The organism is Pseudodesulfovibrio alkaliphilus (assembly GCF_009729555.1).
Classification (GTDB): domain Bacteria; phylum Desulfobacterota; class Desulfovibrionia; order Desulfovibrionales; family Desulfovibrionaceae; genus Pseudodesulfovibrio; species Pseudodesulfovibrio alkaliphilus.
This window is the reverse complement of sequence record NZ_WODC01000001.1, coordinates 716,123-729,766: the sequence shown is the minus strand read 5'-3', so window position 1 is coordinate 729,766 and position 13,644 is coordinate 716,123. Positions and strand designations below refer to the sequence as shown.

The following is a 13,644-nucleotide window of genomic DNA, read 5'->3' as shown; positions in this document are numbered from 1 at the left end:
GTCAGGACTGGTTGTTGCGGACTGCGTTGAGCAGACCACCTGCCTGGATAATATCCAGTTCCTTTTTGGTCAAATCATTTGTGACGGCCACGGTTTCGCCGCTGGCGAGGCGGATGTCCACGGTATTGCCCGGCGTGATCCTTTCGGCCGGGATGGTCAGCCCCGCGCCCTGTTGCAGACGGTCATAGTCGCCGGGGTCGGCAAGGAGCAGCGGCAGGATGCCGAAATTGACGAGGTTGGCCCGGTGGATACGCGCCAGGGACTTGACGATGACCGCCCTGACTCCCAGGTGGCGCGGCCCCAGGGCCGCATGTTCCCGGCTCGACCCCTGGCCGTAGTTTTCGCCGCCCACCACGACTCCGCCGCCCAGCTCGCGGATGCGGGCCACGAATTCCTTGTCCACCCGGCTGAATATGTACTGGCTGATGGCCGGGATGTTGGAGCGCAGGGCCGTTATCTCGGCTCCGGCGGGCAGGATGTGGTCAGTGGTGATGTTGTCCCCCACCTTCAGTGCCACAGTGGTTTCGATGGTTCCGGGCAGGTCGTCGAACTCCTCCAGGGCCACGATGTTGGGCCCGCGCACGATGCTCAGGGCTTCGGCGTTGTCGGGCGGGAATACAAACAGGTCGCGGATGGAGGGAACCTCGGCGGGCAGCTCCACCCGCTCGGGCGCATCGCCCCAGGTGGCGGGGTCGGTGAATTTGCCGTCCAGCGCCAGCCGGGCTGCGGTCTGGGCCGAGGCGAGATACACCTGTCCGTCCTGAGTGCCGGAGCGGCCCTCGAAGTTGCGGTTGAAAGTCCGTACGGACACGCCTGCGCTGACCGGCGATCCGCCCATGCCGATGCACGGACCGCAGGTGCATTCAAGCACCCGTGCCCCGGCGTCGAGAAGCGGCTCGATGAGACCTTCGCGGGCCAGTATCTTCATCACCTGCTTGGAACCGGGGGATATGAGCAGGTCGGTGCTGGGCGGAATCCTGCGCCGGGCCAGGATCTGGGACGTGTTCTTGAGGTCCGAGTAAGAGGAGTTGGTGCAGGAGCCGATGGCAACCTGGTCAATGGCCTTGCCTGCCAGCTCGCTGACCCGGCAGACCCGATCTGGCATGTGGGGCTGGGCCACCAGGGGCTCAAGGGTGCCAAGGTCGATAGTGATGACCTCGTCGTACTCGGCGTCCGGGTCGGCCGTAAGTTCGCGGAAGTCGGCGCCCCGGCCCATCTTCTCCAGAAACTCGCGGGTGCGGGCGTCGGCCGGAAAGATCGAGGTGGTGGCCCCCAGCTCCGCGCCCATGTTGGTGATGGTGGCCCTGTCCGGCACCGAGAGCGAGGCCACGCCCGGCCCGCCGTACTCGAAGACCTTGCCCACGCCACCCTTGACCGTGAGCAGGCCAAGCAGGTGGAGAATGACATCCTTGCCCTGTGCCCAGCCAGTGAGAGCGCCGGTCAGGTGGACCTTGACCACTTTGGGCATGGGGATGAAATAGGGCTCGCCCGCCATGGCCAGGGCCACGGAGAGTCCGCCCGCGCCCATGGCCATGGAGCCGATGCCGCCCGCAGTGGGCGTGTGGGAGTCAGAGCCGATCAGGGTCGCGCCGGGCTTGGCAAAGTTCTCCAGATGAAGCTGGTGACAGATGCCCGTGCCGGCCGGGGAGAAGACCGCGCCGGATTTGGCGGCCACGGTGCGCAGGTAGCGGTGGTCGTCCGGGTTGCGAAAACCCATCTGCAGGGTGTTGTGGTCCACATAGCTGACCGAGAGGTCGGTGCGGACCCGGCCGCCAATGGCCTCGAACTGGAGCCAGGCCATGGTGCCGGTGGCGTCCTGGGTCAGGGTCTGGTCTATGCGCAGCCCGACCTCGCGGCCGGGGATCATCTCGCCAGAGACGAGATGCTTCTCGATGATCTTGTGGGTGATGCTCTTGCCCATCTGCCTCTCCTGCGGGTCGTTGGGGTGTCGGGTTCTCAATGCGTCGTGCGCGGGCCGCTAAAACAGGAAACCGTTTCCGGGTTCGGACTGGCTCAGGCCGTCAATGCCCAGGTTGAGCCGGTTGATCTTGTTCACCCGGAACTGGATGTCCACATCCAGGCGCAGCTTGTCGCGCTGCAGTTCGAATATCTGCTCGTGATGAAAGATGCCTTCCGCGGGTTTCTCGGCGGCCATCAACTCGCGGATGGTCCGAACGGTCTTCTCCCGTTCAAGGGTCAGCGCGGCGATCTCGGCCTCCAGGGTCGGAATGTCCTCGGAAAGCCTTGGCTCACCGGATTTTGATTCGTCTGCGGGTGTCATCTTTCTTCTCCGTGGCCGGTTTTGGCTTCATTTTTCCGGTGGGAAGCGAGTTGTAGAAGTTCCAGAACTCCGGCCAGGTGGATGTCACCTCGCCGTGGTTCTCCAGCACGATGCCGGGCACGGCATAGGCGGCCAGGGCGCAACCCATGGACCAGGTCGGGGCGGGACTGTACCATGTCCCCTCCCAGGTCCGGCCGCCGGGTTTGAGGGCCAGACCATCGTCGGTCTGCTCATAGGCAGCGCCCATGCGGTCGAGCAGTTCCATGACCGTGTCGTCCGCATTCTTGAGCACGGCGTCCTCGCCCTTGAGGGCCAGGGCCAGGGCCAGGGGGAGCAGATCGGGATCGCTGCCCAGGGCGATAGCCGCGCCCCGGGGCATGTCGGCCACCTTGGTGGCGATGAGGTTGTCGGTGGCCGTGTCGATGCGCAGGCCAAGGCGTGAAAGCTCGTCGAGCACGCGCCTTCCCCTTTCGCTTGAGGGCCAGGTGCCCTGGATGTTGATGGAGCCGCCTGTCATGATGGGCAGGGCCAGCAGCAGACCGCACAAGGACACGGACAGGGGGATGGTCGGGACCTCTTCCATGACCGGGACACCGTCGTTGACCGTGACCGTGTCGCCGCTTAAGCTGGCCTGGATGCCGCAGACGGCGAGTACGTCCACGGCCTCTGCCACCCGCTCCCGCGCCTCGGGGCCAAGGCCCCTGATGGTCAGTCCCCCCGGATACGTCCAGGCGGCCAGGGTCAGGGCCGCGGCAAAGTCCGGGTCAAGGGATCCGGGCAGGGTGATCTCCTCGTCCATGGCCCCGCCGCATTCCAGGCGGGCGGGCAGGCCGGGGTTGTTGGGATTCATGGGCACCAGCCGCGCCCCCAGATTCGGCAGGACCTTGTTCAGGGACGCAATGTCCATGAGCTGCAGACCGGGCTTGCCCGTGAACTTGCACCGTCCGGCATGGCCCAGGGCCAGTGCCAGGAGAAGGTAGAAATTGAAGGAATCCTCGCCCACAAAGACCATGGCCCCCTCAAAGCCGAGGGTGCGCCCGCCGTCGTTGCGGATGAAGTCCTCGTCCCAGTGGATGGGGGCGCCCACCTGCTTGAGGGCCTTGGCCAGATCCTTGTTGGGCGCGTTCATGGTCACCGGGGCCAGAGTGGTGCGCAGCCCGGCGCTGGCGGCCATGGCCAGCATCATCCGGGTGCGACGGAAGGAGCGCGGCCCGGTGATGGCTGCCTGAACGGGCTCCTGGCGCGGGGCGAGCTTGTAGCCTTCGCCTGTGAATTTTTTGCGCACATCGGCCAGGGAGAACTGGTTGAGCAGGGTGAACAGGGTGCGCGTCAGCCGGGCGTCGAGTCCCAGGTCAGAGGCGGCTTGGTCAAAGGCGGTACGCAGGAGTTTCTCGAGCTTGGGGTCCACCAGGGATTTCTGCCGCGACTTGCGCCACGCCCCTTCCTTGCGGATGAGGAACGAGCGCTTCTCGAGCAGATGCAGAATCTGGCCGTCGATCTGGGAGATGTCGGTGAAGCGGTGCTGGGCAACATCGGCCGCCTTGTCGGCAAATGGCGCATCCTCGCCATCCTGGTCGGTGTCGCGGGTCGGGCGGGGGGGGCGTTTGCCGAATTTCACCGGCCCCTCGCCGCGGGCCGGACGCCCCCCTCTGCCTGAGCCCTTGCCGACAGGGGTGCGCCCGGTGTCTTCCTTGCGGATTTTGATCATGGTCTTTCCGTCTTCCTTATAATTGATATGGCTCCCCGGACGGGGAATCGGTTCTCTATCCCGAAAGATGCGGCGTGGCAAGCCCTGCGAGGGGGCGGCTCCCGGTTCGCCCGGAGGAACTGAAAGGGGGAGGCAGCGCAAGCTGCCTCCCCCCGGAGTCGCAACGGGCTTAAACCCTTTACTTCATGCTGGAGCCGGAAGCGGCCTTCTGCATCTTGACCTCGACCTTTTCGGTCAGGCCGGCGTAGTATTCGCGCAGGATGTCCAGAACCTCGTCGCGGCCGAAGTGGTCCGGGATCTCGGTGCCCTCGGACAGGCCCTTGCGCAGCTTGGTGCCGGACAGGATGACGCGGTCTTCCTTGGTGTGCGGGCAGGTGCGCATGGAGGCCATGCCGTCGCACTTGTAGCAGTAGAAGGTCCAGTCGATGTTCATCGGCTGGCAGAGCAGGGCCTTGCCCGGCTCGGGGCAGGCTTCGGTGGCGTAGGGGATGCGCTTGAAGATGTCCTGCGCCTCGAACAGGCCGTAGAAGTCGCCGACGCCGGCGTGGTCGCGGCCGATGAGCATGTTGTTGATGCCGTAGTTCTGGCGGAAGGTGGCGTGCATCAGGCCCTCGCGGGGACCGGCGTAACGCATGTCGAGCGGGTAGCCGGCGTTGATGACGTTGGCAGGCACGAAGTAGTTGTCGATCAGGGTCTGGATGCACTTGATGCGCACGTCACCCGGGATGTCGCCGGGCTTGAGGTTGCCGATCAGGGAGTGGATGACCACGCCGTCACACACTTCCACGGCGATCTTGGCCAGGTACTCGTGGGAACGGTGCATGGGGTTGCGCAGCTGCAGAGCGGCGACCTTGGACCAGCCGCGCTTTTCCATCTCGGCGCGGATCTGGGCCGGGGTCAGGTAGACGCCGGGGAAGCGCTTGGCGTAGTCGCCCTCGGAGAGGACCTTGACCGGGCCGGCCAAGTTGTACTTGCCCTGAGCCATGACCATCTGAACGCCCGGGTGGTCTTCCAGGGCCACGGACCAGAACTTGTCGTCAGCGGAGTCTTCGCCCTGGCCCTTGTAGACCAGCTCGCATTCCCACTTCTTGTCCTTCTCGGTCATCTCGAATTTTTCGGTGATCTTCATGGTGGCGTAGATCACGCCGTCGGCGGCCTTGAGAGCCACTTCGTCACCGACCTTGACGTCTTCGTCGTTGGTGTCGAGGGTGATGGGAATGGGCCAGAAGGTGCCGTCGGCCATCAGGAACTTTTCGCAGACGCCAGCCCAGTCGGCCTTGCCCATGAAGCCATTCAGCGGGGAGAAGCCGCCGATGCCCATCATGATCAGGTCGCCCTTGGCGCGGTCGGAGATGTTGAGGGTCTTCAGACCTTCGGCTTTCTTGATTTCAGCAGCGAGTTCCGCGCCTTCGAGCAGGCAGCAGACGAGACCTTTTCCACCGTGAGGTGCTACGAGGTTGGACATGTGAGCCTCCTAAAAAAGTTTGTCAAATGATTCCATAGCCTTCATTCATGGTGCGTTCTGGTGAGCGCTGGTTGACCATGATAGTGTCCCACGTAACAGGGTAAGCCCCTTAATGTACGTTTGTGAAAGTCGTGTCAAGCGCTTTTTCCGGCCGTCGGCCGGGGTCCTGCATCCCCCGGGCCGGAGGGGTTTTGCTTAGAGGTTTTCGGGACATTGTCTAGAAAAAACGCATGCGGGCGCTGATTTTCCAGCCTGGGTCCGGCCTGAGGCGAGAAACCGGATCGTTGCATCAAAAGACCAAAAAAGGCTTGCACTCGGGTTGAAAATTGCTCTATTACTGGTGGTAATAATATGTCTTTGACCCCTCTGTCTGGGCATGTGTGCCCCTTTTTAGGGGCGAACAGGGTGAAAACAAGCCTGCGAGGCGGTTTTACGCAGGTTTGCCCATCAGGGCAGTGCGGTGAGCTTGTTAAAAAATTCACTTTCTCGTTGACAAGTTGGGCGCGGAGTTGCTAATTCGAAATTCCCATCGGCTTCAACCCGATGCGATGCAAATTTTTGTTTTTAGGTAGAGGACGTCGGTTATCGTGAATAATAAAACCCTATTTAGGAGGAGAAGTTATGCCGACCTTTGTTAACCCGGAAAAATGTGACGGCTGCAAGGGTGGCGAAAAGACCGCTTGCATGTACATTTGCCCGAACGATCTGATGATCCTGGATGCCGACGAGATGAAGGCATACAACCAGGAGCCGTCCGCGTGCTGGGAATGCTACTCCTGCGTGAAAATTTGCCCCCAGGGCGCTATTGAAGCCCGTCCGTACGCCGACTTCGCCCCCATGGGTGGTACCTCCATCCCGATGCGTTCCGCCGAGGACATCATGTGGACCGTGAAGTTCCGCAACGGCAGCGTCAAGCGCTTCAAGTTCCCCATCCGCACCACTCCCGAAGGCTCCATCAAGCCCTTTGACGGCAAGCCTGAGCCGACCGACCTCGAGAACGAGCTGCTCTTCACCGAGGCCGAGCTGGCGACCCCCAAGGCTGTCATTCAGGAGCAGGCCCCTGTGACCGAGGCCGACCTGAAGAAAGAGTGGAAGGCCGACGACTACGGGAACCTCGTCTAGTTTCCGTCCGAAGCGTTGATTTGTCGTTACAGACTGCAAAACAAGAATAATCCTAGGAGGAAATTATGCCTCTGCTTCCCAGCAAAGAAGCTTCCAAAGGTGTCGCTCTGGCCGAGCCGACGATCGTCGAGAAACACGTCGATCTTCTGCTCGTCGGCGGCGGTATGGGTAACTGCGGCGTGGCTTTCGAGGCCATGCGCTGGATCCAGAAAGTGGACCCGAGCCTGACCCTGGAGCTGGTTGACAAGGCCGCCCTTGAGCGCTCCGGCGCCGTGGCCCAGGGCCTCTCCGCCATCAACACCTATGTTGGCGCCAACGATGTGGACGACTACGTCCGCATGGTCCGCACCGACCTCATGGGCCTGGTTCGCGAAGACCTGATCTTCGACCTGGGCCGTCACGTTGACGATTCCGTCCACCTCTTCGAAGAGTGGGGCCTGCCCGTTTGGGTCAAGAAAGACGGCAAGAACGTCGACGGCGGCAAGGCCAAGGCCGAGGGTCTGGCCATCCGCAACGGCGCCGAGCCGGTCCGTTCCGGCCGCTGGCAGATCATGATCAACGGTGAGTCCTACAAGTGCATCGTGGCCGAGGCCGCCAAGAACGCCATCGGCGAGGACCGCTACGTTGAGCGCGTCTTCATCGTGAAGCTGCTCCTGGACGCCAACGAGCCCAACCGCATCGCCGGTGCCGTCGGCTTCTCCACCCGCGAGAACAAGGTGTACGTCTACACCTGCAACGCCTGTGTCGTCGCCTGCGGCGGCGCGGTCAACGTCTACCGCCCCCGCTCCACTGGTGAGGGCATGGGTCGCGCCTGGTACCCGGTGTGGAACTCCGGTTCCACCTACACCATGGTCGCCCAGGTCGGCGGCGAGATGACCATGATGGAAAACCGCTTCGTGCCCGCCCGCTTCAAGGACGGTTACGGCCCGGTCGGCGCCTGGTTCCTGCTCTTCAAGGCCAAGGCCACCAACTACAAGGGCGAGGACTACTGCGTCACCAACCGCGCCATGCTGAAGCCCTACGAGGATCGCGGCTACGCCAAGGGTCACATCATCCCGACCTGCCTGCGTAACCACATGATGCTTCGCGAAATGCGCGAAGGTCGCGGCCCCATCTTCATGGACACCAAGACAGCCCTGCTGACCACCGTCAACGGCGACCTGAGCGGACCCGAGTGGAAGCACCTCGAGTCCGAGGCTTGGGAAGACTTCCTCGACATGTGCGTCGGTCAGGCCAACCTTTGGGCCGCCACCAACTGCGCTCCCGAGGATCGCGGTTCCGAGATCATGCCCACCGAGCCGTACCTCCTGGGTTCCCACTCCGGCTGCTGCGGTATCTGGGTTTCCGGTCCGGACGAGTCCTGGGTTCCCGATTCCTACAAGATCAAGGCTGACAACGGCAAGATCTACAACCGTATGACCTCCGTCAACGGCCTGTGGACCTGCGCTGACGGCGTCGGCGCTTCCGGCCACAAGTTCTCCTCCGGTTCCCATGCTGAAGGCCGCATCGTCGGCAAGCAGATGGTGCGCTGGTGCGTGGATCACAAGGGCTTCAAGCCGACCCTGAAGGAAAAGGCCGCTGATCTGGCCAAGGAAATCTACCAGCCCTGGTACACCTACGAGGCCGCCAAGGGCGGTTCCACCGACCCGGTCGTCAACCCGGCCTACATCACCCCGCACAACTTCATGATGCGCCTCATCAAGTGCACCGATGAATACGGCGGCGGCGTTGCCACCCTGTACATGACCTCCAAGGCTCTGCTGAACACCGGCTTCTGGCTGCTCGGCATGATGGAGGAGGACTCCAAGAAGCTTGCGGCCCGCGATCTGCACGAGCTGATGCGCTGCTGGGAGCAGTACCATCGCCTGTGGACCGTGCGCCTGCACATGCAGCACATCGAGTTCCGCGAGGAGTCCCGTTACCCGGGCTTCTACTACCGCGGCGACTTCATGGGCCTTGACGATTCCAAGTGGAAGTGCTTCGTCAACTCGAAGTACGATCCCGCCACTGGCGTGACCACCATCTTCAAGAAGCCCTACGTGAAGATCATCCCCGACGCCTAAGCTGCAGTAGGTAGTGATCGACCCGTGACCGCGGGCCCCCGGCCCGCGGTCACTTTCCCAATCTGCCGGGGCTAAAATGGTCTGAATCCGGGCCGGGATGCCGCTCCCGGTCCGGGTTTAGGCCATTTTTGGGCGAAGCCTCAACATTATTCGGGAGGAATGAAGAGAATGTCGAATAACAGTATTCTCGTGGTAGGCGGCGGGTTCGCAGGAATCACCGCCGCCCTCGAAGCCGCCGAAGTGGGCTACGAGGTGTACATCGTTGAAACAAACCCCTATCTCGGTGGCCGGGTGGCGCAGCTCAATCAGTACTTCCCGAAGCTGTGTCCCCCCTCCTGCGGCCTGGAGATCCAGTTTCAGCGCATCAAGAACAACCCCAAAGTCAAGGTGCTGACCATGGCCTCGGTGGCATCCGTTTCCGGCTCGGCCGGGGACTATGATGTCAAGATCACCCAGCGCCCCCGCCATGTGAACGAGCGGTGCACAGCCTGCGGCGACTGCGAGAAGGCCGCCACGACCACAGTGGCTTCCGAGTTCGATTTCGGCGTGGGCAAGCGCAAGGTCGCCTACAAGACCCATCCTTTCATGTTTCCCATGCGCTATGTGGTGGACGCGGACAATGCCTCCGACTCCGAGCTGGCCGCCATCAAGGACGCCTGCAAGTACGACGCGGTAGACCTGGACGAGCAGCCGAAAAGCATCGATCTCAAGGTCGGGGCCATCGTCGTGGCCACGGGCTGGAAGCCCTACGATATCGCCAAGCTGACCAACTTGGGCGGCGGCAAGGTGCCCAACGTGGTCACAAACATGCAGTTCGAGCGTCTGGCCGCGCCCAACGGACCCACAGGCGGCAAGATCCTGCGCCCGTCCGACGGCGCCGAGCCCAAGCGCATCGCCTTTGTCCAGTGCGCCGGGTCCCGTGACCAGAACCACCTCAACTACTGTTCATACATCTGCTGCATGGCCTCCCTGAAGCATGTCCGCTACATCCGCGAGCGCAGTGACGCAAACGTCACGGTCTACTACATCGATCTGCGCACCCCGGGCCGCTACGACAAGTTCAAGGCCATCACCGAGGCCGACGACAAGCTCAGCCTGGTCAAGGGCAAGGTGGCGGCCATCGTTGACGACGGCACGGGCAACCCTGTGGTCACGGTCGAGAACGCCGTCACCGGCATCAAGACAGACGAGAAGTACGACCTGGTGGTGCTGGCCACCGGCATGGAGCCCAGCATCGCCGGCCTCAAGGTTCCGGCCGGGGCCGTTGATGCCGACGGTTTTGTCATTGACGGCAATGGCATCATTGCCGCCGGTTGCGCCAAGCAGCCCTTTGACGTCATGAAGACCGCCCAGTCCGGCACCGCCGCCGCGATGAAGGCGATCAAAACCGTGGTAGGGAGGTAAGCAATGGCTGAAAAGCTTGGAGTATATATCTGTGGCGGCTGCGACATCGGGGCCAATCTCGATGTCGATGCCCTGGCCCAGTTCGTCGCCGGGGGCAAGCACTCGGCAGCGGTCGGGGTGGCCAAGTCCAACCCCGTGCTGTGCAGCCCCGAAGGCAAGGCCGCAATCGAGGCCGACATCGCCGAGCTGGGACTCGACGGCGTGGTTTGCTGCGCTTGCACCCCCCGCGCCAAGTGGGATGTGTTCAAGTTCGGCGAGAAGGTCCAGGTGGAGCGCGTCAATCTGCGCGAGCATTGCGTCTGGTCCTTCCAGGACGACCCCGCCTTCCCGGGTCAGATGGAGGTCATCGCCAAGGACTACATCAACATGGGCGTTTCCAAGCTCACCAAGAGCCGGATTCCCGCCCCTGAAATTCCCGAAGCCTTCAAGACCGTGCTGGTTCTCGGCGGCGGCTATGCGGGTCTGAACGCGGCCCTCAATGCCGCCAGCCTGGGCTACCCCGTGGTGTTGGTCGAAAAGTCCGACACGCTGGGCGGCAAGGCCGCGACCATGTACAAGTCGTTCCCCCTGTCCGGCTCCTTTGGGGACAAGACCCAGGAGATCGGCGTCAAGGAACTTATTGCCGAGGTGCAGGCCAACGACAAGATCAAGGTCATCACCGGAGCCACTCTGGAATCCCTGGCCGGAGCGCCCGCAAAATACAAGGCCACCATTGGCGGCACCGAGTACGAGATCGGCGCAGTGGTCATGGCCACGGGCTGGGTTCCCGGCAAGTCCAAGTTCCTCGCCCCGCTGGGTTACGGCAGGGTCAAGAACGTGGTCACCTCCGCCGAGTTCGAGGCCATGGCCAAGAACGGAGGAATCAAGACGGCTGAAGGCAAGGCCCCGTCCTCCGTGGCCTTCATCGTGGACACAACCCTGCTCATGAAGGGCGTAAGCTACGGCGAGTGCGGGGATGCCTGCGCCGCCCCGGAAGACATGCCCTGCAAGGAAGAGGCCCCTGCCGACACCTCTGATGAGTGCGAGGTCTTCGAGTACGAGGACAAGGAATCCGCCAGGCATTTGGCCTACAGCTCGGAGCTGACCTCGCTGGTCGCCCTCAAGCAGGCCAACTATGTGCGCGAGCTGGCCCCCGACGCCTTGGCCTACGTGATTTACGATCACATGATGGTCCCCGGCATCAACGAGAAATACTATCAGACCGCCCAGGACGATCCCGGCGTCATGCTGACCAAGGGCACCGTCACCTCGGTGGACGAAGCGGGCAGCGAGGTGGTCATCAAGGCCAAGAACACCCTGATCGGCGACGATATCGCCATCAGCGCCGATCTCGTGGTGGTGCCCACGGCCATCGTGCCCACCACCGCGGCTGACCCGACCATGAACTTCGTCTACCGCCAGGGACCGGCTTTCCCGGACCTGGAGCTGTTTGACGGGTTTGCGGATTCCAACTACATCTGCTTCCCCTACGAGACTCGCCGCACCGGCGTTTACGCCGCAGGCTGCGTGCGCCAGCCCATGGGGCTGGGCCTGGCCGCCGATGACGCTGCCGGTGCCGCCCTCAAGGCCATACAGTGCATCGAGTCGTCCAACCGGGGTGTTTCCGTGCATCCCCGTTCGGGCGACCTCAGTTTCCCTGAGTTCAACTTCATGCGCTGCACCCAGTGCAAGCGTTGCACCGAGGAGTGCCCGTTCGGCGCCCTGGACGACGACGAGAAGGGAACGCCGATGCCCAACCCGACGCGCTGCCGTCGCTGCGGCACCTGCATGGGCGCCTGCCCCGAGCGCGTCATCTCCTTTGCCAACTATGGCATCGACCAGATCGGATCGGCCATCAAGGAAGTCAAGGTGCCCGACACCCTGGACGCCGGCGGCCCGCGCATCATCATCCTGGCTTGCGAGAACGACGCCTATCCGGCGCTGGACATGGCCGCCATGCGCGGACGCAGCTGGAGCCCCTATGTGCGTTTCCTGCCAGTCCGTTGCCTCGGTTCGGTCAACGCCATCTGGGTGGCCGACGCCATGAGCAAGGGTGTTGACGGCCTGATGCTGCTCGGCTGCAAGTACGGCGACGACTACCAGTGCCACTTTGTCAAGGGCTCCGAGCTGTGCAACCGCCGCAAGGAGAATATCGCCGAGTCCCTGGGCCGCCTGGGTGTCGAGCCCGAGCGCGTCGAGCAGTACGAGGTCTCCATCGACATGTACGACAAGGTTCCCGACATGATCGACGAATTCGTCTCGAACATTGTCAACAACTTCGGCCCCAACCCGTTCAAGGGCTACTAGGAGGTACGGAATGTCCAACACCGTAAAGGTACAACCGGACCTTAAGTTCGTGAAAGAGTTGCAGGCCGTGGGCGGCGACTCTTTGAAGAAGTGCTACCAGTGCGCCACCTGCTCGGTTGTCTGCCCGCTTTCCCCGGCGGACAACCCCTATCCGCGCAAGGAGATGGTCTGGGCCCAGTGGGGGCTCAAGGATCGCCTGGTCAACGATATCGATATCTGGCTGTGCCACAACTGCGGCACCTGCTCGGACCTGTGCCCGCGGGGCGCCAAGCCGGGCGATCTGCTCTCGGCCCTGCGCAACATGGCCTACCGCAACCTCGCTCCGCTGCCCATCATCGGCAAGTGGATGAGCAGCTCTGCGGGCATGTTGCCCCTGGCCGCCATCCCGGCCCTGATCTACGGCATCATCTGGGTGATCATGGCGGGCAAGGTGGGCTCGTTTCTGCCCCGTTTCGAGTGGGACGCGGCCAACCACGCCTGGATTCCCTCCGCTGACGGCAAGATCGTCTTCGGCGGCCTGTTCCCCGGCGACTACACCATAGACCCCATATTCATGGCCGTGTTCGCCTTCATGATCTGGGCCTTCTATACCGGCGTGCGCAACATGATCAAGGCGTTCGATGCGCAGCCCAAGACCTTCATCGTCGGCCGCAAGTCTGCGCCCACCATGCTGGCGGCGCTTATCGACACCGTCAAGTACGAGATCCTGCAGCACACCCAGTTCAATGACTGCAACGACGCCGACGCCGACGAACTGGATGTGAAGCGCGCCAAGGGCCACCGCTGGCTCATGTTCGCCTTCATCGCCCTGATGGTCGTTACCGGCGTGGTGGCCTCGGGCCACTGGGGCGGCTGGCTCTTGCGCACCATGGGCATCAGCGGTCTGGGCGAGATCGTCTCGGCCATCGGCCACACTCCGATGCCTTTCTATCACCCGATCAAGCTGCTGGCGCTGGTGGGAGCGGGGCTCGGCGTGTACGGACTCGTGGCCCTGACCAAGCGCCGGGTCAACCTGGACGCGGCCAAGCAGTCCTCCAGCTGGTACGATTGGTATCTGATCACCCTGGTCTGGGTTGTTTTCGGCACCGGGATCGGCGCCATGGTCTTCCGGGTCGTGGGCGCGGGCCTGCTGGCCTATCCGACCTATTACATACACCTGGTTTCGGTCTTCATGCTGCTTGCGTACCTGCCCTGGTCCAAGCTGGGTCACCTCGTGTACCGTACCGTGGCTCTGTCCTATGCCAAGAAGATTGGCCGCATTCCCATGGGCGCCGACAAATAGTCGCCTGGGTGAACATAATTAAAGAAGCTTACT

General features: G+C 62.8%; 9 protein-coding genes. 5 read left to right on the top strand and 4 right to left on the bottom strand.

Going from position 1 to position 13,644, the window contains the following annotated elements:
- Position 1: 1 nt before the first annotated feature.
- The 4 genes from GKC30_RS03455 to sat form a co-directional block, all read right to left on the bottom strand.
- Positions 2 to 1,921: an aconitate hydratase gene (locus GKC30_RS03455; protein WP_155932278.1), complete on the bottom strand. Its 1,920-nt coding sequence runs from the start codon at positions 1,919 to 1,921 to the stop codon at positions 2 to 4.
- A gap of 57 nt (positions 1,922 to 1,978) precedes the next feature.
- The gene (locus GKC30_RS03450; protein ID WP_155932277.1) at positions 1,979 to 2,281 is read right to left on the bottom strand and encodes a hypothetical protein; all 303 of its coding nucleotides are present in this window, start codon (positions 2,279 to 2,281) and stop codon (positions 1,979 to 1,981) included.
- Complete coding sequence (locus GKC30_RS03445) at positions 2,250 to 3,989, bottom strand: carboxyvinyltransferase (RefSeq protein WP_155932276.1); 1,740 nt, start codon at positions 3,987 to 3,989, stop codon at positions 2,250 to 2,252. Before GKC30_RS03445 ends, GKC30_RS03450 begins: the two co-directional genes overlap by 32 nt.
- Before the next feature lie 178 nt (positions 3,990 to 4,167).
- Entirely contained in the window at positions 4,168 to 5,454 is a 1,287-nt protein-coding gene (gene sat / locus GKC30_RS03440) for a sulfate adenylyltransferase (protein WP_155932275.1), read from the bottom strand.
- A gap of 621 nt (positions 5,455 to 6,075) precedes the next feature.
- Between sat and aprB the strand changes: the two genes are divergently transcribed.
- The 5 genes from aprB (at position 6,076) to qmoC (ending at position 13,611) form a co-directional block, all read left to right on the top strand.
- Positions 6,076 to 6,576 carry an adenylyl-sulfate reductase subunit beta gene (gene aprB, locus GKC30_RS03435; RefSeq protein WP_155932274.1) on the top strand — a complete coding sequence of 167 codons (501 nt, stop codon included), beginning with the start codon at positions 6,076 to 6,078 and terminating at the stop codon, positions 6,574 to 6,576.
- Between the two features lie 65 nt (positions 6,577 to 6,641).
- Entirely contained in the window at positions 6,642 to 8,639 is a 1,998-nt protein-coding gene (gene aprA, locus GKC30_RS03430; protein WP_155932273.1) for an adenylyl-sulfate reductase subunit alpha, read from the top strand.
- 168 nt (positions 8,640 to 8,807) lie between these two features.
- On the top strand, positions 8,808 to 10,043 hold the full coding sequence (locus GKC30_RS03425; protein ID WP_231117007.1) for a CoB--CoM heterodisulfide reductase iron-sulfur subunit A family protein: 1,236 nt from the start codon (positions 8,808 to 8,810) through the stop codon (positions 10,041 to 10,043).
- Between the two features lie 3 nt (positions 10,044 to 10,046).
- Positions 10,047 to 12,329, top strand: a complete 2,283-nt coding sequence (locus tag GKC30_RS03420) for a hydrogenase iron-sulfur subunit (protein ID WP_155932271.1) — start codon at positions 10,047 to 10,049, stop codon at positions 12,327 to 12,329.
- Positions 12,330 to 12,339: 10 nt separating this feature from the next.
- Positions 12,340 to 13,611 carry a quinone-interacting membrane-bound oxidoreductase complex subunit QmoC gene (qmoC, locus tag GKC30_RS03415; RefSeq protein ID WP_155932270.1) on the top strand — a complete coding sequence of 424 codons (1,272 nt, stop codon included), beginning with the start codon at positions 12,340 to 12,342 and terminating at the stop codon, positions 13,609 to 13,611.
- The last annotated feature ends 33 nt before the right edge of the window (positions 13,612 to 13,644 follow it).